The sequence below is a fragment of the Halobacillus aidingensis genome, assembly GCF_900104185.1.
Lineage (GTDB): Bacteria > Bacillota > Bacilli > Bacillales > Halobacillaceae > Halobacillus > Halobacillus aidingensis.
Genome location: NZ_FNIZ01000009.1, coordinates 99,748 through 121,153, shown reverse-complemented (window position 1 = coordinate 121,153; position 21,406 = coordinate 99,748). Strand labels below are relative to the sequence as shown.

24 protein-coding genes are annotated in these 21,406 nt (G+C 43.2%); 23 read left to right on the top strand and 1 reads right to left on the bottom strand.

Annotation, left to right across the window (positions count from 1 at the left end; genetic code table 11):
• Positions 1–9 precede the first annotated feature (9 nt).
• The 11 genes from aroA to BLS23_RS10800 all read left to right on the top strand — a co-directional run bounded on the left by aroA (position 10) and on the right by BLS23_RS10800 (position 9,075).
• Positions 10–1,299, top strand: coding sequence for a 3-phosphoshikimate 1-carboxyvinyltransferase (gene aroA / locus BLS23_RS10850; protein ID WP_089652573.1), 1,290 nt, complete (start codon positions 10–12; stop codon positions 1,297–1,299).
• A 65-nt stretch (positions 1,300–1,364) separates the two neighbouring features.
• Positions 1,365–2,237, top strand: coding sequence for a hypothetical protein (locus BLS23_RS10845; protein WP_089652572.1), 873 nt, complete (start codon positions 1,365–1,367; stop codon positions 2,235–2,237).
• A gap of 17 nt (positions 2,238–2,254) precedes the next feature.
• Complete coding sequence (locus BLS23_RS10840) at positions 2,255–3,508, top strand: tetratricopeptide repeat protein (RefSeq protein WP_089652571.1); 1,254 nt, start codon at positions 2,255–2,257, stop codon at positions 3,506–3,508.
• A 32-nt stretch (positions 3,509–3,540) separates the two neighbouring features.
• Entirely contained in the window at positions 3,541–4,101 is a 561-nt protein-coding gene (locus BLS23_RS10835; RefSeq protein WP_089652570.1) for a ReoY family proteolytic degradation factor, read from the top strand.
• 106 nt (positions 4,102–4,207) lie between these two features.
• Positions 4,208–4,663 carry a YpiF family protein gene (locus tag BLS23_RS10830; RefSeq protein WP_089652569.1) on the top strand — a complete coding sequence of 152 codons (456 nt, stop codon included), beginning with the start codon at positions 4,208–4,210 and terminating at the stop codon, positions 4,661–4,663.
• Between the two features lie 133 nt (positions 4,664–4,796).
• Positions 4,797–5,306, top strand: a complete 510-nt coding sequence (locus BLS23_RS10825; RefSeq protein ID WP_089652568.1) for a QcrA and Rieske domain-containing protein — start codon at positions 4,797–4,799, stop codon at positions 5,304–5,306.
• Positions 5,307–5,309: 3 nt separating this feature from the next.
• A complete protein-coding gene (gene qcrB / locus BLS23_RS10820; protein ID WP_035504929.1) occupies positions 5,310–5,984 on the top strand; it encodes a menaquinol-cytochrome c reductase cytochrome b subunit in 675 nt (224 codons plus the stop codon).
• 28 nt (positions 5,985–6,012) lie between these two features.
• Positions 6,013–6,924 (top strand): menaquinol-cytochrome c reductase cytochrome b/c subunit, encoded by a 912-nt coding sequence (locus tag BLS23_RS10815; RefSeq protein WP_089652567.1) that lies wholly within the window; start codon positions 6,013–6,015, stop codon positions 6,922–6,924.
• Positions 6,925–7,005: 81 nt separating this feature from the next.
• Positions 7,006–7,581, top strand: a complete 576-nt coding sequence (gene lhaT / locus BLS23_RS10810; RefSeq protein WP_167356072.1) for a lipoprotein heptaprenylglyceryl N-acetyltransferase LhaT — start codon at positions 7,006–7,008, stop codon at positions 7,579–7,581.
• Between the two features lie 54 nt (positions 7,582–7,635).
• Positions 7,636–8,337 (top strand): hypothetical protein, encoded by a 702-nt coding sequence (locus tag BLS23_RS10805; RefSeq protein WP_089652565.1) that lies wholly within the window; start codon positions 7,636–7,638, stop codon positions 8,335–8,337.
• Between the two features lie 63 nt (positions 8,338–8,400).
• Positions 8,401–9,075, top strand: coding sequence for a zinc metallopeptidase (locus BLS23_RS10800; protein WP_089652564.1), 675 nt, complete (start codon positions 8,401–8,403; stop codon positions 9,073–9,075).
• 64 nt (positions 9,076–9,139) lie between these two features.
• Here the strand turns inward: BLS23_RS10800 and BLS23_RS10795 are convergent, their stop codons facing one another.
• The gene (locus tag BLS23_RS10795) at positions 9,140–10,012 is read right to left on the bottom strand and encodes a YitT family protein (RefSeq protein WP_089652563.1); all 873 of its coding nucleotides are present in this window, start codon (positions 10,010–10,012) and stop codon (positions 9,140–9,142) included.
• An 803-nt stretch (positions 10,013–10,815) separates the two neighbouring features.
• Between BLS23_RS10795 and BLS23_RS10790 the strand changes: the two genes are divergently transcribed.
• The 12 genes from BLS23_RS10790 to BLS23_RS10735 all read left to right on the top strand — a co-directional run bounded on the left by BLS23_RS10790 (position 10,816) and on the right by BLS23_RS10735 (position 21,394).
• Positions 10,816–11,157 carry a nucleotide pyrophosphohydrolase gene (locus BLS23_RS10790; protein ID WP_089652562.1) on the top strand — a complete coding sequence of 114 codons (342 nt, stop codon included), beginning with the start codon at positions 10,816–10,818 and terminating at the stop codon, positions 11,155–11,157.
• Entirely contained in the window at positions 11,150–11,950 is an 801-nt protein-coding gene (dapB, locus tag BLS23_RS10785) for a 4-hydroxy-tetrahydrodipicolinate reductase (protein WP_089652561.1), read from the top strand. The genes BLS23_RS10790 and dapB overlap by 8 nt, the downstream gene beginning before the upstream one ends.
• 16 nt (positions 11,951–11,966) lie before the next feature.
• A complete protein-coding gene (locus BLS23_RS10780; RefSeq protein ID WP_089652560.1) occupies positions 11,967–12,371 on the top strand; it encodes a methylglyoxal synthase in 405 nt (134 codons plus the stop codon).
• A gap of 12 nt (positions 12,372–12,383) precedes the next feature.
• Positions 12,384–13,514 carry an N-acetyl-alpha-D-glucosaminyl L-malate synthase BshA gene (gene bshA / locus BLS23_RS10775; protein ID WP_089652559.1) on the top strand — a complete coding sequence of 377 codons (1,131 nt, stop codon included), beginning with the start codon at positions 12,384–12,386 and terminating at the stop codon, positions 13,512–13,514.
• Complete coding sequence (locus BLS23_RS10770) at positions 13,507–14,709, top strand: CCA tRNA nucleotidyltransferase (RefSeq protein ID WP_089652558.1); 1,203 nt, start codon at positions 13,507–13,509, stop codon at positions 14,707–14,709. Before bshA ends, BLS23_RS10770 begins: the two co-directional genes overlap by 8 nt.
• Entirely contained in the window at positions 14,685–15,677 is a 993-nt protein-coding gene (locus BLS23_RS10765) for a biotin--[acetyl-CoA-carboxylase] ligase (protein ID WP_089652557.1), read from the top strand. Before BLS23_RS10770 ends, BLS23_RS10765 begins: the two co-directional genes overlap by 25 nt.
• The gene (gene panB / locus BLS23_RS10760; RefSeq protein WP_089652556.1) at positions 15,670–16,491 is read left to right on the top strand and encodes a 3-methyl-2-oxobutanoate hydroxymethyltransferase; all 822 of its coding nucleotides are present in this window, start codon (positions 15,670–15,672) and stop codon (positions 16,489–16,491) included. The genes BLS23_RS10765 and panB overlap by 8 nt, the downstream gene beginning before the upstream one ends.
• 8 nt (positions 16,492–16,499) lie before the next feature.
• The gene (panC, locus tag BLS23_RS10755; RefSeq protein WP_089652555.1) at positions 16,500–17,366 is read left to right on the top strand and encodes a pantoate--beta-alanine ligase; all 867 of its coding nucleotides are present in this window, start codon (positions 16,500–16,502) and stop codon (positions 17,364–17,366) included.
• Positions 17,367–17,387: 21 nt separating this feature from the next.
• Positions 17,388–17,777, top strand: a complete 390-nt coding sequence (gene panD / locus BLS23_RS10750; RefSeq protein WP_089652554.1) for an aspartate 1-decarboxylase — start codon at positions 17,388–17,390, stop codon at positions 17,775–17,777.
• A gap of 83 nt (positions 17,778–17,860) precedes the next feature.
• Entirely contained in the window at positions 17,861–20,662 is a 2,802-nt protein-coding gene (gene dinG, locus BLS23_RS10745) for an ATP-dependent DNA helicase DinG (protein WP_089652553.1), read from the top strand.
• A gap of 71 nt (positions 20,663–20,733) precedes the next feature.
• The gene (locus BLS23_RS10740; protein WP_089652552.1) at positions 20,734–20,904 is read left to right on the top strand and encodes a YpmA family protein; all 171 of its coding nucleotides are present in this window, start codon (positions 20,734–20,736) and stop codon (positions 20,902–20,904) included.
• The gene (locus BLS23_RS10735; RefSeq protein ID WP_167356071.1) at positions 20,867–21,394 is read left to right on the top strand and encodes a cell wall elongation regulator TseB-like domain-containing protein; all 528 of its coding nucleotides are present in this window, start codon (positions 20,867–20,869) and stop codon (positions 21,392–21,394) included. Before BLS23_RS10740 ends, BLS23_RS10735 begins: the two co-directional genes overlap by 38 nt.
• Positions 21,395–21,406 lie beyond the last annotated feature (12 nt).

Sequence of the window (21,406 nt, the reverse complement as noted above, 5' to 3'; positions counted from 1 at the left end):
AGGATTCCTATGTCCAGTATTGAGTTGAAACCAACAGATAAACGACTGAAAGGGGAAATATCTGTTCCTGGTGATAAATCCATCTCCCACCGATCCGTCATTTTCTCAGCATTGGCGCAAGGAACTTCTGTCATTACGAATTTTCTTACCGGTGAAGATTGTTTGAGAACGGTCGAAGCCTTCCGCCTCATGGGGGTTAACATCGAGCAGGAAGGGAATAAGATTACGGTTCATGGAAAAGGGATTTCCCACCTAAGAGAACCTTCCCAACCGATCAATTTCGGAAATTCAGGGACAACGGCACGGCTAATGAGCGGAGTGCTTGCAGGTCTTCCTTTATTCACGACAGCATTCGGAGACGAGTCATTGTCCAAGCGCCCCATGGACCGTGTCATCCAACCGCTTAGAGTGATGGGAGCGGAGATCCGAGGGCGTGAAGATGACTCCTTGCTCCCACTTGCCTTCCGCGGGAAAAATCTTGAGGGGACTCGCCATGAATTGACAGTGAAAAGTGCTCAAGTGAAGTCTGCTTTGCTATTAGCAGGTATGCTGGCAGAAGGAGAAACTGAAGTGATAGAGCTTGGGGAAACCAGAAATCATACGGAAATGCTTCTTCCTGAATTCGGGGTGGATGTAGAAGTGGAGGGCAGGTCTATTAAAATCAAGGGTGGACAAAAGCCTTTTGCTTCCGATATCAAAGTTCCTGGTGACATCTCTTCGGCAGCCTTTTTCCTCGTGGCCGCTTCGATTGTTCCTGATAGTGAATTAATAATTAGGGATGTCGGGCTCAACCCGACGCGTGACGGGATTGTAAGAGCATTGAAAGAAATGGGAGCGAATATAGAGGTCCATGTACATACACATATCGGAAGTGAACCTGTTGGTGACATCGTTGTCCGTCACAGCCGGCTAAAAGGAATGACCTTAGAAGGAGACCTTATTCCGAATGTGATTGATGAAATCCCGATCCTTGCTCTGGCAGCGACGCAGGCAGAAGGAAAAACGATCATTAAAGATGCGGAAGAACTGCGTTACAAGGAAACGGACCGAATTGAAGCTGTCGTCGAGACGCTTACTACTTTAGGCGCGGATGTTCAAGCCAAAGAAGATGGAATGGTTATCCAGGGAGGCTCACCTTTAAAAGGGGGATCCGTCGATTCTTTTGGAGATCATCGTATCGGTATGATGGGTGCGATCGCTTCCTTAATTTGTGAGGGAGAAGTCATCGTCAAGAACAAAGATTGTATCAACATCTCTTATCCTTCATTTTTCACAGACTTAAATCAAGTCCTGAATTAAATTAACTTCATAGTTTATGTAAAGCTCTCATACGATATAAAAAGCCTACTTGGAGGTTTCATCGTATGGGAGCTTATTGGTTTCAAGGATATGTTGAAAATGACAAAGGCCCCTGTTTTAGTGAATGCACAGTTAAGAAAGAGAAGTTTGTCAGAGACCGGACTGGAAAAGAGCCTTATACGTTGATGGTCGTGGATGGATTTCACGTCAGCCCAGGACATGTGATGATGGATCTTAACGAGCCGCTTGCTTTTTCACCCTCCGTAACCGACACAGGGAATCGCTACATAAAAAGAGGGTGTACCTTGTTACTCACACAACACCTAGTGACTAGTTTACGTCACTACCGAAATCAATATGACCAATTTTTAAATCGATGTCAATCACTGCCTCTCGATTATATGGTCATACCTGTTGTGCCGGCAAAGATGCTGCGGCCAGAAATGGTCCGTTTTTTTGCCAGAAAAGGAAGCCCCTTTTTATGTGTGGAAGTGCAGTCTGTAGGAGAACTAACTGAGGTTTGTTGGGAATGGGTAGCTCAGGCGCAGGCTTATAAACGAATGCCGTTGACAATGTTCGTCAAAGATACAGAGAATACGTCGAACAACTATGCAGAATTGTGGTCTTCACTTTGCGAACAGTATGGTATCATAAAGCTAACAGATGTACAGGATGATGAAATACTCTCTTTGAAAAATTTAAAAGACAGCGGGATCTACCCTCACAAAGGCGGAATCGTCCCTGGAGGGTATGCGGATTATAACCTTTATCGCTTTTCAGAAGACCGAACGTTTGAAGAGGCGGATGATTTTAGATATCATAATTCTGTTCCTAATGTAACGGTTATGAATGGACAGGTGAAACAGGTGAACCAGAAGGTCATCGATGAAAAGCCTGGATCCCACATACAAGTGAAGATTCACAAGCATTTTGTTTAAACGGAAAGGATGTCATCATGGAGGAAATTCAAAAAGCCATCCGTCAAATGGAAGCCCACAAGACGGAAGATGCGATAAAAACTCTAACACAATATTTGCCAGAAGCAGATGAAGAAGAGAGGTTCACGATTGCTGAACTATACATGCAATGGGGGATGCTCGAAGAAGCTAAGATGGTGTTGCACGAACTGATACAACGCTATCCTAAAGAACAAGAACTGAAAGTCATGATGGCAGAGATCCACATTGACCTTGATGAAGATGACGAAGCGATTGAACTGCTGGACCAATTTGGGCCGGAAGATGAAGACTACTTGCAAGCGCTCGTGCAGCTTGCGGATCTTTATCAGGCTCAAGGGCTTTATGAAGTAGCTGAACAGAAGTTACTAATGGCTAAACAAGTGGAGCCGAATTCAGCCATCATTGATTTTGCTTTAGGAGAGCTCGCATTCTCCAATGGGGAATATTCGAAGAGTATCCCTTATTATGAAAATGCCATGCACCATCAGCCGGTCATTGGTGATATTGAAGTTGCAACAAGACTGGCCGAGGCTTATGCAGCTAATGGAGAATTTGAACAAGCACTTGAGTATTTCCAAAAAGTCGAAGAAGATAATCCTGATGTCATGTTTCGCTATGGTTTCGTAGCTTACCAGGCAAATCGTAATGACATTGCCATCCACGTTTGGGAAGAGTTGATTGAAAAGGACCCTTACTTCCAATCGGTTTATCCTCACTTGGCTCAAGCTTATGATTCAGAAGGTATGCCGAAGGAAGCATTGGATATGGCTAAACAAGGACTCGCAAAAGATGAATTCAACAAGGAACTCTATCATCTTGCCGGTACGTTATCTCATAGACAGGGAAATAAAGAAGAAGGTTACGAGTGGATGAGAGAAGCGGTTGCTTTGGATCCTGGATATAAAGAAGCCATTCTTTTCCTGATTGAAAATTATAAAGCTGATGATATGAATGATAAGATCATCGATTTGATCAACGAGTTGATCTCGATGGGAGAGGAAGATCCGAATTACCTGTGGGAACTCGCTCAGGCTTATGAAGAGGAAGAGAGATTCAAGGAGGCTTATGAACAGTATCAACAAGCGTATCCTTCCTTGAAGGAAGACACAGACTTCTTGAAATCTTACGGTTATTTCCTTGTAGAAGAAGGAAGGATGTCTGAAGCACGACAGATTTTTGAAGAATACCTGGCGATCGACCCTACAGATACAGAAATTGAGGACTTCGTAGAGCGGCTGAAAGAACAATGAGCTGATTAATAAAGCGCAGGAGGGGCGCCCATATGCAAACACCAATCTCTGTGGATGAGAAAAAAGACTTTGTCCGCTGGTTTTTGAATCACTTTCAGTTGAAAAAGCGAGAGAGTGTTTGGATTCTGAATTATTTAATGAACCATGAATCTCTTTTGTCTAGTGTCCATTTTGTTCAGGAAGTGAAGTTTTGTCCGCGTGGCATGGAAATCAGTGCCCAGGGTGTTTCTGACCCACCTTTCCGTTTTTATAAAGGCCAGGTTATGACGAATGACGCCGAGAAGTCGTTTCATGATTTAAGGATGAATCAAGGAGAACCTGTCTATATTCAAATGAACTTTGAGAATGCACAGCAATGCTCGAAATATGCTCTCGTACTAGAGGAAAACCCTTACCTTCCAAAAGACTACTACTTAAATGACAGAGATAAAAATGAAGCGGAACGCCTGTTGTCTGTCAGTCTTTTACAACATAGGCAGAAAAGCATAGAAGATCGAATCGACGAAGCTCTGATCAATGGGGAGCGAGACGAATTTAAAGCATTATGCGGAAAGCTTGAGAAAGTCAAGCAGGATTTGAATGCATTTTTATGAGATATGAAAGCCGGAACCTTCAAATGAAGAGGTCCCGGCTTTCATTTTTGTTTAAATATAGTAAAATAAAAAGAAAATGATACATAGATAAAGGATGAAATGAATTATGAGATGGACAAAAGCAGATACTACGCAATACATACCTGAAAAACAGTATATTGATACCGTAATCATTCCCTTGATTCCATTTGATCCGGGGAACGACCAACACATGGTAAAGCAAGCCTTCCAGCGGGAGTTGAACCAAGTGTTTACGAACCTGATCGAAAAAGAATACAAGGGGAGGATCTTCCTAGCGCCTGATTATTACTATCTTGAAGGATCACAAGCTGACGAAAAAGAGAGGATCAATCGTTGGATTCATAAGTTCAAAGAGCAACCTTTCCATCACGTTTTTCTTTTTACTTTCGACAGTAAATGGAAAAAATACGAAGGAGAACTTGAAGGACACGTCCTATGGGTGCCTGGCATGGGTTCTGGCGATATTCAGTCTACAGAAACACAGTCGTTCGTTCGGGAGCAAGCCCATCAGATCAGTGATTTGATCCAGGCCTATTGGTAACTGGATAAAAGTTCCGACAAGGTTTGATAATTTATTGACCGCGCCTTAAGATTGCGCTATCATGGTAATGTCCTAGTAAACTGTGTGTAATCAATCCATGTCGCATGGATTACAGCATAGAGGGGGGAAAAGAATGAGCGATAAAAAACGAGTATCCCGACGCCAATTTCTCAACTACACACTTACTGGTGTAGGCGGTTTCATGGCAGCCGGAATGCTTGCACCGATGGTTCGTTTTGCAATCGATCCAGTATTGAAAACGAAAGAAGGTGGAGATTTCGTCTCCGTAGCTTCCGTTGATGAACTTACGAATGAACCGCAGCGTTTTGAGTGGACGATCGATCAAGTGGATGCTTGGTATGAATCAGAAGTTCAGAAAACGGCATGGGTGTACAGAAACGAGAATGATGAAATTGTAGCACTATCACCAATTTGTACTCATTTGGGATGTACGGTCGACTGGGCTTCCAACGAGGAGTACCCGAACCAATTCTTCTGTCCTTGTCACGCTGGCCGTTATACGAAAGACGGAACCAACGTGCCAGGAACTCCACCGACGGCACCACTGCCACGATTCGAGTTTAAAGTTGAAGAAGGTATGCTTTACCTAGGTGAAACGAAAGATTCAGGAGGGGGGGTATAATACATGCTACAGAAAATTTACGACTGGGTGGACGAGCGTGTAGATATCACCCCGCTTTGGCGTGATATCGCTGATCACGAGGTTCCTGAACACGTAAACCCAGCACACCATTTTTCAGCATTTGTGTACTGTTTTGGTGGATTGACTTTCTTTGTAACGGTCATTCAAATCTTGTCAGGGATGTTCCTGACCATGTATTATGTGCCGGACATTGAAAACGCTTGGAAATCTGTTTATTACTTGCAACGAGAGGTTGCTTACGGTCAAATCGTCCGTGGTATGCACCACTGGGGAGCGAGTCTCGTCATCGTCATGTTATTCTTACATACGCTACGGGTATTCTTCCAGGGAGCTTACAAAAAGCCTCGTGAGTTGAACTGGGTCATTGGTGTACTCTTGTTCTTCGTCATGTTGGGACTTGGCTTCACAGGATACCTGCTACCATGGGATAACAAGGCTTACTTTGCGACTCAGGTCGGTCTTGAAATCGCTGCAGCAACACCATTTATCGGTGACCAAATTCGGACGTTACTAGCCGGAGATCCATCGATCGTTGGTGCACAAACGCTTACACGTTTCTTTGCTATTCACGTATTCTTCTTGCCGGCTGCACTTTTCGGATTGATGGCGTTCCACTTCATTTTAATCCGTAAACAAGGAATTTCCGGACCACTATAAAATGTATCGTTAAAAAGGAGGGAAAGCTGTGCATAGGGGAAAAGGGATGAAGTTCGTCGGTGATTCACGAATCACGGCTGAACGAAAAGCCAACTTACCAAAAGACTATTCGGAATACCCAGGCCGTACAGAAGCCTTCTGGCCTAACTTCTTGTTGAAGGAGTGGCTCGTAGGATCTGTCTTCTTGATTGGATTTCTTATTCTGACTGCTGCTCACCCATCACCACTTGAGCAACAGGCGGATCCGAACAACGCAGGTTATATTCCATTGCCGGACTGGTATTTCTTATTCTTGTATCAATTTCTAAAATATCAATTCGCAGGTGGAGATTACATCGTTCTCGGTGCCATCGTTATGCCAGGCCTAGCCTTCGGTGCTTTGCTGCTGGCTCCATTCCTGGATCGCGGGCCAGAACGTCGCCCTCATAAGCGTCCGATTGCTGTCGGATTGATGCTTTTAGGCTTTATCGCAACATTCTGGTTGACTTATGAGTCTGTTTCTCATGCTGATTATGAAATGCGTGCGGAAAAGTACGGAGTCAACGTGGAAGCGGTTGAATCAACGATCGATAAAGAACATCCTGGATATGCAGTTTATGAAGCGAACTGCTTGAGCTGTCACGGGGATGCTCTGCAAGGACAAGGAAACTATCCATCCTTGATTGATGCTGAATTGACTGTGGACCAAGTCAAAGATATTGCTGTAAACGGTGTCGGTGAGATGCCTTCAGGTATTTTTGGCGGAAGCGATGAAGAGCTTCAGCAACTTGCTGAATTCGTCGTTCAAGCTGGCGGCGGTGAAGCTGGTGGTGAAGGCGGAGAATCTTCCGGTGAAGGATCCGAAGGGGGATCTGAGGAGGGTTCTTCTGGTGAAGGTTCTGAAGAAGGATCTTCAGATGAAGGCTCCAGTGATTCAGAAGGTTCTGGATCTGAAGAGTAATTAGATACTTAATTCAATGTAGCCGCGCTTTTCAAAAGCGCGGCTACATTTGTATTGGAGGTACGAGGTAACATGAAACAAATGATCACCTACCTATTGACTAACCGATCATTTTTAATCATGCTTTTCTTCATTAATTTATTTGGAACCATTTACGGATACATATGGTATGAACCTCAGCTTTCTGTGACCGAACCTATATTTCTGCTGTTCGTTCCTGATAGCCCGACAGCCAGTTTGTTCTTTACTATATTCCTGGGGTTTTATATTTTTGGAAAAAATGTTCCCTACATAGAAGCACTTGCCATCATTACCCTTTTAAAATATGGAGTATGGGCAGTCGTTATGAACGGTTTGACTTTATTAGAATATGGATCGCTTCCATGGACCGGTTATATGTTAATTTTTTCACATGGAGCTATGGCTGTTCAAGGGCTTCTGTATGCTCCTTTTTATAAAATAGAAATGAGGCATATTGCCGTTGCTGCCGTATGGACGCTTCACAATGATGTGATTGATTATGTATTCGGTCAAATGCCTGTGTATCCAGCTATTGTAGAGTATATGGACGAAATCGGATATTTTACATTTTGGCTTAGTATCGGATGTATTCTTTGTGCCTACGTCTTATCTGTAAAAAGAAAATACCCAGTCTAAATTTCCTTTCCTTCTCATAAAATGAAATAATACTTGTGAGAGGGGAGAAGTGAAATGGGACGTGCCGTGTTATTGTTCATTTGTTCCCTTATTTTCACACTCGTACCATCGGGCCTTTTACATTCATGGTCGGAGGGACCTTCTGATTGGGAAACTTTTGCATCACAATACCGCCGGTTAGCTGCTGATGAAAAATTTGACCTTGCTGAGCGGCTTTGGAATAGTAAATATGCGGAAATGGAACAATATGTCCAAACCCTGCCGGATCACCATAAAGAAACATGGACACACCTCGACCTCTATAGTTCAACAGATGAGCTTGAAGAAACCAAGTGGGAGGAGGGGCTCCTTACTTTTCTCGAAGTTACTTCGTCCGAAAATCCCTATCCCGTCATAGCAGAAAAGCTGGAGCATTTTTCAGACCGTTCTGTTTCTTCTGTTCCTCTTGAAGATATCGAAGAGGAGTGGAACATGATACGTCCTGTTGTTATGAATTATGTAGACGGGGCAAAAATGAAAGAAGCCAATCAAGCGCTGCATGAATTATCGGTTATTGATTCTATTACTGGTCGGGAAAAGTTCAGTGAAAAAATTACAGAGCTCGTCAAAGGAAAGTCCCAGCAAGACTGGAATGCTTTCTTATCGACAGCCATTTTTATAGGTGGCGCGATATTAGTTACATTGCTTTATGTTGGCGCGATCAATTATAGAGAAAGTTCGAAAAATAGACACAGAATGAAGAGTGGTCATAGTTGATTTTTCATGCATTTTTGACTAAAATTGACCTATATACTCACATCCAAGATGGAGGAATGAAAGATGAGTTTTATTATTTACTTTGCGCTAATATTGATTATTCCACTGTGGGCGCAATCAAAGGTGAAAAGCACCTACAAAAAATATTCAAAAGTTCCAACATCATCTGCCATGTCAGGAGCAGAAGTAGCTAGAAAAATTCTTGATGACAATGGATTATACAATGTTGCTGTAGAAGAAGTCCGTGGACATTTAACGGATCATTATGACCCTCGTTCGAAAGTGATCCGTCTTTCAACAGATATTTACCATGGTCGGTCAACAGCAGGAGCTGCTGTTGCCGCACACGAAGTCGGTCACGCGATTCAAGATGCACAGGATTACGCATTTTTACGCTTCCGAAGTGCTCTTGTTCCCGTTGCGAGTTTCGGTTCTAACATTTCCATCTTCCTTATTATCGGTGGATTTCTACTTGGAATGGCAGGACTTGCTCTGGCAGGAATTGTATTCTTCGCGGCTGCTGTGTTGTTCCAATTGATCACGTTGCCTGTTGAATTCGATGCTTCAAACCGCGCGATGAGCCAGTTGGTTTCAACCGGAGTCATCCGTAATGATGAAGAGCGCAAAACGAAGAAAGTGTTGAACGCTGCAGCGATGACTTACGTTGCCGGTGCTCTCGTTGCACTTGCTGAATTGCTGCGTTTTGTATTCATGTTCGTTGGCATGAATGAAGAGTAAATAAGAAAAACCGATCCTTGTAGTAGGATCGGTTTTTTCATTGAGATTTTTTTCATTTAAAAATTTAGTAGATAGGATTTTTGTTCTCATCAAGAGTGAAGCCTTCGCCCATCACATCATGTACATGACTAACGGCGACAAATGCATGAGGATCAATATGGTCGATAATTGACTTGAGTCTTACAATTTCATTTTTTCCGATTACGCAATAAAGCACATCCCTCTTCGAACCAGAAAAGGAACCTCTTCCTTCGAGCACGGTTACGCCTCGATCCATCTCCTCCATCACGCGCCTTGAGATTTCTTCACTCTTCTCAGAAATGATTGTGGTACCTCTTGCGGCATATGCCCCTTCTTGGATGAAGTCTATGACTCTTGCTCCGACAAACACAGCTACCAATGTGTACATACCTCTTGTGTATTCGAGATATGTAATAATGGATACAAAAATGACAAGGGCATCAAAGAGGAACATGGCTCTTCCCATACTCCAGCCAAGATACTTATTGATAAGACGGGCGATAATATCGACTCCACCTGTCGTCCCACCGTACCGGAAAATAATGCCCAGCCCTACGCCAATGAACACTCCTGCGAACAGGGCAGCCAATGTAAGGTCATCGGCCAGGTTGAATTCAATCATATAGTTCTGAGAAACTGAAATGAAAACGGAGACGGCAAGGATGCCGATTAAGGAATAAAAAAATGTAGTACGACCAAGTATCTTCCATCCGATGATGAGGACCGGAATATTGAGCACAATATTCATAATGGCCGGATCCCATTCAAATAGGTATAAGAGCAGCAAGGTAATTCCAGTAAATCCGCCTTCTCCTAATTCATTTTGAATGTTGAAATGGACGAGTCCGAAAGAAAAGATAGCGGATCCGATTAAGATCCATATGATATTTTTCAAGCGTAGTCCGAAGATTTTCATATGTACACCTCCAATATTTAATCACACGACTTCAATTATAGATAATTCAAGCGATTGCGGCAATAACATCATTTTTCTATTTGGATTTTGCTTAAGGTTAGTATTGATTATTCATAAGGAAGTTATTGAAGTATATGGCAGGGTTCTGGAAGGCTTGATTTCGAGCCTTTTGTGTAAGTGGATGGGGCGGAGGGGAATGAGTCGCTTTCCGCGGGAGCGCGCCTGAGCCACTTCGGACTACGTCCTGCGGGGTCTCACCAAGCACTCTTTTTCTCTTAAATATCCGGTTCCGGCGCCTAGCGACTAGTGAGACTCCCCTCGCTTCTGTACGATAAGTCAGCATCGAAACACTCCGTTCTTCGTGTTTCCTTTATCTCCGCCAGCTCAGTCCAGTCCAAACGCCGCTGACCGAGGCGCCTCCACACTTAAAACCGCTTTTTCCTATAATACAGAGATGGTTGAAGACATCCCATCTTGGTCTAGGGGTTCGTTTGTCTCCGGTATCAAATGGGGTGGTTGGGAAGCTGCGAGACTCCCGTGGGAATGGATTGGCTGGCGAGACCCCACAGAGCGAAGCTCGAGGAGGCTTGCCGTCATCCCCACAGGAAAGCGAGTAGCTTCCCAACCACCCCTGACTCCCAATATGGTAAACGAACCCCGTTTATCTCCAAAAGGAGTCTTCCACAATCGGAAGCTTATATAAAATAATCAATAATTTTTAAAGGTTTAAACTAAAAAATTTGTCAAATGGCGGCCTTTTGGCTAACATTTAGAGAGAGTCCTTAAAGAAGCGAGGGTTTTTAATGAACTACACGACAAAAGATATCCAACAAAGAGTGGATGAGTACATATCGCAATTTAAAGAAGGTTATTTTTCTCCTCTTAGTCTTCAGGCACGGTTGACAGAAGAAGTGGGAGAGATGGCAAGAGAAATCAACCATCGATATGGGGAGAAACCCAAAAAGAGTACGGAAAAAGATAAAGCTCTTGAAGAAGAGCTTGGCGATGTTATTTTCGTCCTTACATGTTTTGCAAATTCACTGGACATCGATCTCTCTGATGCTTTTGAACAATCCATGAGTAAAATTGAGACGAGAGATAAAGATCGCTGGACACGTAAAGAAGGAGGAACGAATAGTGAGTAATATTAAAGTGATTGTCGCAGGCCCGCGTGGTAAAATGGGCAAAGAAGCATTAAAAATGATCGATAATCAATCCACGCTTACACTTGTGGCTTGTATTGATCGAAAGCACGAAGGAATGACTGTGAAAGAACTGGATGGTTTTCCTGATATGGAAGCGGTCATCTATACGGATGCTGCCACATGTCTGAGTGAAGTCGAAGCTGATGTTCTGATTGATTTGACGACACCTGAGAATGGGTACAAACATACAAAGCTTGCTATTGAAAACGGCGTCAGACCCGTCGTTGGTACTACAGGATTTTCAGAAGATGAACTATCCGAGTTGACTACCCTGGCATCGGAACGAGGGATCGGGACCATCATTGCTCCTAACTTCGCTATCGGGGCTGTTCTCATGATGCAATTTTCAAAGTGGGCAGCCAAACATTTTCCGGATGTGGAAATCATCGAAAAGCATCATGATCAAAAGCTTGATGCTCCTTCAGGGACCGCACTTAAAACCGCTGAGTTAATTAAAGAGGTTCGCCATCCTCATAAACAAGGACACGAATCAGAAACCGAAACGCTTGAAGGTGCCCGCGGGGCGGATGTTGATGGAATGAAAATTCACAGTATGAGGCTTCCGGGTCTTGTGGCTCACCAGGAAGTCATCTTTGGTGGACACGGCGAAACACTGACTGTAAAACATGACTCCATTCATCGTGAATCATTTATGAGCGGGGTGAAACTTGCTGCAGAACGTGTGATGGAACTTGACGTCCTCGTTTATGGTCTTGAACACATACTTGACTAACAGGGAGAGGTTTACAATGAATATCGCATTGATTGCGCACGATAAAAAGAAAGAAGATATCATCCGTTTTGCGAAAAAATATCATTCCATCTTATCGAAGCACCAATTGTTTGCTACAGGTACGACAGGGATGAGAATCGCAGACGAAGCAGACTTGAAAGTGACAAGGTTTCAATCCGGGCCGCTCGGCGGCGATCAACAAATCGGAGCTAAAATTGCAAGTGAAGAGATGCATATGGTTGTCTTTTTCCGTGATCCGCTTACAGCACAGCCCCATGAACCTGATATTAGTGCTTTGCTGAGGTTATGTGATGTTCATCAAATCCCTGTAGCGACAAACCAAGCAATGGCAGATATTATGATTCAGGCCTTGGATCATGGAGATTTCGATTGGAAAGGCATCATTGAAATGAACAGATAACAGGAGTGATCGATTATGGCTAAAATAGGTATCACTTGTTACCCGACCGTAGGGGGATCAGGTGTCATTGCTACAGAGCTTGGGAAGTTGCTGGCAGAGAAAGGGCATGAAATCCATTTTGTGGCATCTCAAGTCCCCTTCCGTCTGAACCGTGTATATCCGAATATTTATTATCATGAAGTGGAAGTCAGTAATTATCCAGTATTCCAGCACCCCCCTTATGACCTAGCTCTCGCAGCTAAGATGGCAGATGTAATTAATAGAGAGGAATTGGATATTCTCCATGTCCATTATGCGATGCCACATGCCATTTGTGCGATTTTAGCCAAGCAAATGTGTGAACGTGATGTAAAAATTATTACGACGCTTCATGGAACAGATATTACTGTCCTGGGCATAGATTCCAGTCTTAAACAAATGATTCGGTTTGGGATCGAACAGTCGGACAGAGTCACGGCTGTCTCGCAAAGCCTTGTTGACCAAACGAAAGAAATGTTACATACAGACCGGTCCATTGACGTCATCTATAATTTTGTAGATGAAAGGGAGTATTATCGTAAAGATGAACAACGTCTTAAGGAGCACTATGGAATTCATGAAGAAGATGCGGTACTCATCCACATTTCTAATTTCCGAAGAGTAAAAAGAGTGACAGATGTCATCAAAACCTTTGCAGCTGTCGCAGAGCAAATGCCTGCGAAGTTGTTGCTAGTTGGAGACGGTCCGGAATATTCCGAATGTCATCAACTTGTTCAACAGCTAGGGTTAGATGATCGCGTCCTCTTTTTAGGAAAGCAGGAAAACGTTAGTGAACTCCTTTCTATTTCAGATTTGAAATTATTGTTATCTGAGAAAGAAAGTTTTGGACTTGTCCTTCTTGAAGCCATGGCGTGCGGCGTGCCTTGTATCGGAACAAATATCGGAGGGATCCCAGAAGTTATCGATCATGGGGAAACCGGTTTTATCGCAGAACTTGGAAATGTTGAACAAATTTCCTACTTCGCCACAAAAGTATTAGAGGATAAGGATCTGCATCAAACGATGGCTGAACGATCGAAAAGAGTCGTTCATGATAAGTTCGCAACAAACACAATCCTTAGACAGTACGAAACTCTTTATGAACAGGTGTTGAATCATGAGTAATCACGAAGTATTCGAACCTGCCTTTGAAGTAATTCAAAAGATTGAGGAAGCTGGGGGCGAAGCTTACATCGTCGGTGGTGCTGTTCGTGACTATTTAAGCGGCATACCTGTCAATGATATCGATATTGCTACTTCAGAAACCCCTGAACGGATCCAGGAAATATTTGAAAAAGCCATCCCTGTAGGAATTGAGCATGGCACCGTGATCGTGCGCCATCGTTCTGTTTCATACGAAGTTACGACATATCGTGTAGAAGAAGGTTATGAAGACTACCGTCATCCAGATGAGGTGACCTTCGTCCGGGATATCACCCTTGATTTGGCGCGAAGAGACTTTACGATTAATGCAATCGCTATGAGTAGAAACGGCAATCTTATTGATCCTTACCACGGACATGATGCAATACGCAAGGAAAGGATTGAAGCTGTTGGTCAGCCAGCTGAGCGTTTTCAAGAAGATCCGTTACGAATGATGAGAGCTGTCAGGTTTGCCAGCCAACTTTCATTTCATATTGAAAAGAAGACAGAAGAAGCATTGAATCGCTTGTCTCATTTACTTCAATACATTTCCATTGAAAGAATTGCAGTGGAAACGGAGAAAATTTTCAGAGGCTCGGATTATGCATTAGGATTACACTTACTGCATACGACAGGGTTGAAGAATCATCTGCCAATTCTTAAAGACTTGGACATCCATAGAAATGTGCCGAATTCACCTCTAGTTGGATGGCATGAGATTATCGCTTTTTATGTGTTGCAATTTCCACAGTTATCAGCAGAAAATTTCATGAAGTCATGGAAACTTTCAAAGGATACAAAGAAAAAAACAATTCAGTTATTGTACGCCTATAAACAGTATGAAATAGAGAAGAATGTGACAGCATGGCTTGTTTATCAATTAGATGAAGAACTCTTCCCATCGTTCTCTAGATTGTTCTCTGCTTTACACCAAGAAGATGTAAACTTGGACAAGGCTTTGATGGAGATGAAAGAACGGCTTCCTATTCTTGACAAAAGGGAGCTGACTTTCCAAGCCAAAGACCTTCTGCAATTGTTCTCAGATTTACCGAAAGGTTCATGGATCTCAGAATGGATGGATACGATTGAACACCATGTGGTCACAGGGGAAATGGAAAACGATTATGAAAAGATAAAGGAGTGGGTGAGGGAATGGAATCCACCCGCAAGGAATTAATCCAGTTACTCAATAACGTAGAGGGCCATATATCAGGCCAGGAACTTTCCGGCCAGCTGGGAATATCAAGGACAGCCGTCTGGAAGCATATGAACGAATTAAAGAAGGACGGATATGAAATTGAGGCCGTCCAACGTAAAGGTTATAAAATTTTGTCTTCCCCCGATAAGATCAGTGAGAACACTCTCAGATGGGGGCTGGATACAAAATGGATCGGTCATGAATTGCATCATTACGACCAGGTAGAATCCACCCAGGAAATTGTGCATCAGCTTGCCAAACAGGGAAAACCGCATGGAACTGTAGTCATTGCAGATGAGCAAGTGAAAGGAAAAGGGCGAATGTCGAGAAATTGGGATTCACCGAAAGGAAAGGGGATATGGATGAGTGTCCTCTTACGCCCGAATCTACCTCCTGTGCAAGCACCTCAAATCACTCTCCTGGCAGCAACCGTATTAGCAAGGATGATTGCAGAAAGGTCTGCGTTGGCTCCGCAAATCAAATGGCCGAATGATTTATTAATTAATCATAAGAAGGTATCAGGAATTCTTACCGAAATGCAAGCGGAACAAGATACCATCCAATATATTGTGCTGGGTATGGGAATGAACGTAAACCAAGAAGATCGTGAAATCCCTGCAGATATTAAATACAAAGCTTCTTCACTGAAAATCGAATCCAGACAGCATTGGAATATTCAACAAACGGTTCAGCACATTCTCCGTCTTTTTGAAGAAACGTATGAACGGTTTGAGGCCCATGGGTTTTCATCCATTAAAAAAGATTGGGAGCACTTCGGATACAAAATCGGCGAAGAAGTGACCATATCTACAATGAAAAAAACGTGGCAAGCGACCCTTGTAGGGATTGAGCCTGATGGAGCTTTGCGCGCGAAAAGCAAAGACGGAGAAGAAGAGAAACTATATTCAGCGGAAATTCATTGGGGAGAGGGAGGATATCATGCGTAATAAGGCACAGTTCCTGCGTATGAAGCATGACAAAGATAAAATCGTCATGATCACAAGTTATGATTATCCATCAGCGAAAATGTCAGAGGAAGCGAATGTTGATATGATTCTCATCGGAGACAGCTTGGGAATGACGGTACTTGGTTATGACTCAACGATCCCGGTGACGATGGAGGATATGATCCACCATGGAAAAGCGGTCTATCGTGGTGCACCTGACACATTCAAAGTCATTGATATGCCCTTCATGTCCTATCATATTTCCACAGAGGACACCTTGAAAAATGCGCGTAGACTCTATCAGGAAACAGGTGCTCAAGCATTAAAGCTTGAAGGGAGCGGTGAAGTCTCTGAAGTGATGAAAAAGCTTGTCCATGCCGGGATTCCTGTGGTCGGTCATATCGGTTTAACTCCGCAATCGGTCAACGTTCTCGGGGGTTACAAGGTTCAGGGGAAGGATCAGGGATCAGCGGAACGACTCATCGAAGAAGCGCTTGAAATCGAAGCGGCAGGTGCAATGGCTCTTGTTCTTGAGTGCGTTCCTAGACAATTAGCAGAGCAAATTACAAACCGGTTGTCTATCCCTACGATTGGGATCGGTGCCGGGGCAGAGTGCGATGGTCAGGTTCTCGTCTACCACGATATTCTAAAATATGGGGTTGATCGATTACCGAAGTTCGTAAAGCCTTATATCGATAGCAACCATCTTCTAGGAGAAGCGGTGCAATCTTATGTAAAAGAAGTGAAGATGAAGGCTTTTCCGGAAGAATCCCATACATTTACTATGAATCTTAATGAACTGCCAGAGGAGTAAGGTGAAAAATGGAAGTACTAAGAGAAATTGATCAAGTGAACACATTGATTTCCGAGTGGACGAAAAATGGGGAGACCATTGGATTCGTTCCTACGATGGGCTACCTTCATGAAGGGCATATCCGCCTTATTAAAGAAGCGAAGAAGGAAAATGATAAAGTGATTCTCAGCATTTTCGTGAACCCTCTGCAATTTGGGGAGGGGGAAGATTTGGATACATACCCTCGTGATGAGGAACATGATCGAAAGGCAGCAAAAGAAAACGGTGTTGATCTTGTTTTTCTTCCTACCAATGAAACGATGTATCCGCAGTCATTATCCGTGAATATGACGGTTACCAAACGGACGAATGTTTTGTGTGGAAAGAGCCGTCCGGGCCACTTTGATGGGGTAGTTACCGTCCTCACTAAGTTATTCAATATTACAAGACCTGACAACGTCTACTTCGGAATGAAGGATGCACAACAAGTAGCTGTCGTAGATGCGTTGATCAAAGATTATAATATGCCTGTCAATCTCATCCCTGTCCCTACGGTAAGAGAGGAAGACGGTCTTGCGAAAAGCAGTAGAAATGTCCGTCTCTCCGATAAGGAACGAAGAGAGTCTCCGTCCATACAGGAAGCGCTGCAGTATGGCAGGAGACTTGTCATGGAAGGACAAAGGTCCAAAGAATTTATCATTGAGGCGACAGAGAAGTTTCTTGAACAGAAAACTCGTGGTAAGATAGATTATATTGAATTATTATCTTATCCTGAGTTAGAATTTATAGAGAAGATCGATCGTCCTGTGATTCTCGCTGCGGCTGTATTTTATGACAATGTGAGGTTGATTGACAATGTCGTTTTCGATCATGAAGGACATGTCATCTATGGGTGATCGTCAAGGAGGTCATTTCATATGTTACGTACAATGATGAAAGCAAAAATACACCGGGCGCGCGTAACTGAAGCGAATTTGAACTATGTTGGAAGTGTGACGATCGATCAGGATTTGCTTGATCAAGTCGGTATACTTCCCCATGAAAAAGTGCAGATTGTCAACAATAATAATGGTGAACGTCTTGAGACCTATGTGATTGCTGGTGAGCGTGGGAGTGGTGTTATCTGCCTGAATGGTGCAGCGGCCCGCCGTGTACAGCCGGATGATATTATCATTATTGTTTCCTATGCGATGCTTAATGAAGAGGAACTTGAAGAATTTCGTCCAAAGATTGCCCTGATGGATGAGAATAACAAGGTTGAGAAAATCATCGAGGAAGAACCACCTTTACAAGCATTGCCATTATAAGAAGTGACTAGCGAGTGAAGAAAGGATCTATGCCACGGTCTTAGGCAAGGTCCTTCCTTTTTGTTGTGAAAGTAGGGATGAACATGAAAAGATTTGCAATTGTGGATTTAGAGACAACAGGAAATGCGGCTTCAAAAGGGGATCGCATCATAGAAATCGGTGTCGTTGTTATGGAGGAAAATGGGACCATAGTGGAAGAGTTTTCTTCCCTTGTTTATCCAGAAAAAGAGATCCCTCCGTTTATTCGGTCATTAACCGGAATTGAAAATGACGATGTTTTAGATGCACCGCTCTTTTCTGAAATTGTAGGGGATGTCTATCCTCTGTTTCAACATGCTTACATTGTGGCGCATAACATCGAATTCGATCTGGGTTTTCTAAATGATGAATTGGTACGGTGCGGTTATCAACCTTTACATAATCCGATTATTGATACCGTGGAATTCGCACGCATTCTTATGCCGACTTCTCCTACTTTCAAGCTGGGACAGCTAGCAGAACGGTTAGAGATGGGCCATGATCGACCACACCGAGCATTGTCAGACGCTCAAGTAACCGCTGATTTGCTCCTTTATTTATTGAAAGAACTTCAGCGTCTCCCAGAGCGCACGATCCAGCATCTGTTAAAAATCGAAGGGAAATTGAAAAGTGATTTCAGAGAGTTCTTTCTGAAGTATTTGGAGGAAAAGCGGTATGGCAGCAACAACGAATCTGATGTGATGCTTAAGCACGGGATTGCCGTCCGTAAGCAAGTGCCGGACCGTGCACCTAAAACCATTCAACTTCCACCGTTCAATACGTGGAAAACGCAAGTGTTTGAAGGAGAAAATGGCCTTGGGAGTCTGCTTCCTGATTATGAAATCCGCAAAGGACAGCAGGATATGACAGCAAGTGTCAAGCAAGCTCTTGAAGAGAACAATCATGCGATATTAGAAGCAGGTGCTGGAACGGGCAAGTCAGTCGCTTACCTACTATCCGCAGCTTTCCAGGCTATGGAAAGTGGAAAACGTGTCGTCATTTCCACCCACACGACGAGTCTGCAAAAACAATTGCTGGAAGAAGAAATACCTAAGGTCGAGCGGATGTTTCCCCGCCCGATTAAGGCTGTACTTTATAAAGGGAAATCTCATTATATAAGTTTAATTCACTTCCATTATGAGCTTGAGAGGTCGTATCAAGATAATTATGATATTGCACTGACAAAGGCGATGATTCTCGTTTGGTTGACCATAACCCGTACGGGGGACGTGGATGAAATTCAACTTCCGTCAAATGGCAGACAATTTTGGCATAAAGTATCATCGGAACAGTCAAGCAAAACCGTAAGGCTCGGTATTACTGACGACAGCTTTTTCCAATGGGCCCAGGAGAAGGCGGCTCAAGCGGACCTTGTGATTACAAATCACGCTCTTCTTTGCATGGATATAATGAAAGAGGAATCAGCCCTGCCGGATTATGAGCATGTAATTATTGACGAAGCTCATCATTTGGAAGCAGTGGCTAGTCGGTACTTTGGAGTACGAATGAATTATCGTGAACTTCAACGGCATTTGACCCAATTTGGAGAGATCTTTCATAAGAGTCTTTATAAGGAATGGTCTTTGCAGGAAGATTTTTATATGAACCTGATGAGAGGCCAACAATCTATTGATGAGGCGAAGGAAGAACTGAGTCATCTTTCGCGTTATATTTATCAAAGTGTCAAAAAGCAGAAGAGGTTTGGGAAAGGGAAGAGTGATGTTGGACGTACCCAGCTTCTGTTAAAACCTGGAGAGATGCCGGCATTCATTGACACAGCTAAAGAAATGTCCCATCGTTTCTTAGCTATGATAAAAAAATTGATTGTCCACATGGGAAGAATGGAAGAACAACTGAGAATGCAGCTTGCAGTTAGAGAAGACTACAGTATTCCCATTCTTCTCTCCCGGTTGAACAATCAAATGGATGTATGCCAACAGATTCGCTCCCAGCTCATTCATTATTTTGATTTCACAAGAGAAGAAGAAGTGAAATGGGTGGAAATTGAAGGAGAAGGAGCCGTTAACGCGATCTATTTATTCAGTGAACCTTACGATGTCGCTCACCTTCTCGAACAACGGCTTTTTAGTAGAAAGCGTAGTGCAATTTTGACGAGTGCCACTTTATCAACAGATGGTTCTTTCGAGTACATTCGAAAGTCCTTGGGGTTAAAAGATTTTGCCAATACCATAGAAGCTGTCATTCCATCTCCTTATCAGTTTAAGGAGCAGGTCCAGCTTATGGTACCGAATGATTTCCCAAACATAAAAAATGATCCCGACTCGTTTGTTGAAGCGCTTAGTGAAGCCATTTATTCTGTTGCTGAAGTGACAAAAGGGAGAATGCTTGTTTTATTTACTTCTTATGAAATGCTTCGTCAAACCTACACACTTCTAAAAGAGTTTATTGACCCAGAAGAGTTCATGGTTTTCGCACAAGGCGTATCAAGTGGAAGTAGAGATCGTTTGAAAAAAAACTTTCAAGCGTTCGATCAGGCTATTCTCTTAGGGACGAGTTCTTTCTGGGAAGGTGTGGACATACCAGGAGAGGATCTCTCCTGTCTAATGATGGTCCGTTTACCTTTTCAACCACCAGATCAGCCTATACAATCGATGAGGAACGAACGATTGCAAAAAGAAGGGAAAAATTCCTTTATGGAGAAATCCCTGCCTCATGCAATCATTCGGTTCAAACAAGGTTTTGGAAGATTAATTCGAAGCAGTTCTGATCGAGGAGTCGTCTTTATTTGTGATCAACGGTTGATAGAGGCAAGGTATGGGAAATACTTCCTGAATTCCTTACCAGAAGTCCCCGTATCTTATGAGTCCACCCGTCAATTGATTAATAAGATTGAAAAATGGCTCTGACGCTAGCGCATTGGACTAGACGAACCTGTTATAATAAAAAGCGGACCCCGCACAATGGAGGTTTTTAACCGATGGAAAATAAGATTGAAACGTTATCGACGGTCAGAATCCAAAAGTCTGATGATCTTTATAAAATTGTCGATACATTGAACCGCACACTGAAAGAAAATAATCTGATGTTTGGGTTGGCACTGGATGATGACGATGCTGAGACCGCAGTCTTCACCATTTACCGTACCTAGTTGGTTGAAGTGGAGCCTTGCGATAGTAGGAACCCTCTTTATTCTAGCTTTTATCCTTTTCCTATGGGTATATATAGATGTGAATCAGGACCGGAAAGAGGGTCACCCTCAAGCAGAAGCGATTGCTAGAGAACAAGGGGACCTTACAAGGATCGACCATGTTTCTACATACCATGGCGAAAGAGAATTTCATATCGTCCAAGGAATCAACGAATCCAAAGAAGCATCTATTTTATTCATGGACATCAAGGAAAAAAAGATCCTTGATGAGGTTCCTGAAGAAGAAGCGCTGCCTTTGGAGGAGATGCGCTCCCGGTGGGGGAATACATGCTCCAATTGTACATTCAAGGATATACAATATGGTTTTGAGGAAAACGAACCTGTCTTTCAATTGACTTATATCGATGAACAGAACCGTTACGTACTGGATTATTTTACATTGCAGGGTGAAGCGTTTGATCAGCGTTTTGCTTTCAGACAGAATGAGTAAAAGGAGTGAACG

What these genes read in the sequence shown, in the direction of transcription:
- aroA (WP_089652573.1), top strand. Translation starts at nt 10, where the DNA reads ATGTCCAGTATTGAGTTGAAACCAACAGATAAACGACTGAAAGGGGAA.
- BLS23_RS10845 (WP_089652572.1), top strand. Translation starts at nt 1,365, where the DNA reads ATGGGAGCTTATTGGTTTCAAGGATATGTTGAAAATGACAAAGGCCCC.
- BLS23_RS10840 (WP_089652571.1), top strand. Translation starts at nt 2,255, where the DNA reads ATGGAGGAAATTCAAAAAGCCATCCGTCAAATGGAAGCCCACAAGACG.
- BLS23_RS10835 (WP_089652570.1), top strand. Translation starts at nt 3,541, where the DNA reads ATGCAAACACCAATCTCTGTGGATGAGAAAAAAGACTTTGTCCGCTGG.
- BLS23_RS10830 (WP_089652569.1), top strand. Translation starts at nt 4,208, where the DNA reads ATGAGATGGACAAAAGCAGATACTACGCAATACATACCTGAAAAACAG.
- BLS23_RS10825 (WP_089652568.1), top strand. Translation starts at nt 4,797, where the DNA reads ATGAGCGATAAAAAACGAGTATCCCGACGCCAATTTCTCAACTACACA.
- qcrB (WP_035504929.1), top strand. Translation starts at nt 5,310, where the DNA reads ATGCTACAGAAAATTTACGACTGGGTGGACGAGCGTGTAGATATCACC.
- lhaT (WP_167356072.1), top strand. Translation starts at nt 7,006, where the DNA reads ATGATCACCTACCTATTGACTAACCGATCATTTTTAATCATGCTTTTC.
- BLS23_RS10805 (WP_089652565.1), top strand. Translation starts at nt 7,636, where the DNA reads ATGGGACGTGCCGTGTTATTGTTCATTTGTTCCCTTATTTTCACACTC.
- BLS23_RS10800 (WP_089652564.1), top strand. Translation starts at nt 8,401, where the DNA reads ATGAGTTTTATTATTTACTTTGCGCTAATATTGATTATTCCACTGTGG.
- BLS23_RS10795 (WP_089652563.1), bottom strand. Translation starts at nt 10,012, where the DNA reads ATGAAAATCTTCGGACTACGCTTGAAAAATATCATATGGATCTTAATC.
- BLS23_RS10790 (WP_089652562.1), top strand. Translation starts at nt 10,816, where the DNA reads ATGAACTACACGACAAAAGATATCCAACAAAGAGTGGATGAGTACATA.
- BLS23_RS10780 (WP_089652560.1), top strand. Translation starts at nt 11,967, where the DNA reads ATGAATATCGCATTGATTGCGCACGATAAAAAGAAAGAAGATATCATC.
- BLS23_RS10770 (WP_089652558.1), top strand. Translation starts at nt 13,507, where the DNA reads ATGAGTAATCACGAAGTATTCGAACCTGCCTTTGAAGTAATTCAAAAG.
- BLS23_RS10765 (WP_089652557.1), top strand. Translation starts at nt 14,685, where the DNA reads ATGGAATCCACCCGCAAGGAATTAATCCAGTTACTCAATAACGTAGAG.
- panB (WP_089652556.1), top strand. Translation starts at nt 15,670, where the DNA reads ATGCGTAATAAGGCACAGTTCCTGCGTATGAAGCATGACAAAGATAAA.
- panC (WP_089652555.1), top strand. Translation starts at nt 16,500, where the DNA reads ATGGAAGTACTAAGAGAAATTGATCAAGTGAACACATTGATTTCCGAG.
- panD (WP_089652554.1), top strand. Translation starts at nt 17,388, where the DNA reads ATGTTACGTACAATGATGAAAGCAAAAATACACCGGGCGCGCGTAACT.
- dinG (WP_089652553.1), top strand. Translation starts at nt 17,861, where the DNA reads ATGAAAAGATTTGCAATTGTGGATTTAGAGACAACAGGAAATGCGGCT.
- BLS23_RS10740 (WP_089652552.1), top strand. Translation starts at nt 20,734, where the DNA reads ATGGAAAATAAGATTGAAACGTTATCGACGGTCAGAATCCAAAAGTCT.
- BLS23_RS10735 (WP_167356071.1), top strand. Translation starts at nt 20,867, where the DNA reads ATGCTGAGACCGCAGTCTTCACCATTTACCGTACCTAGTTGGTTGAAG.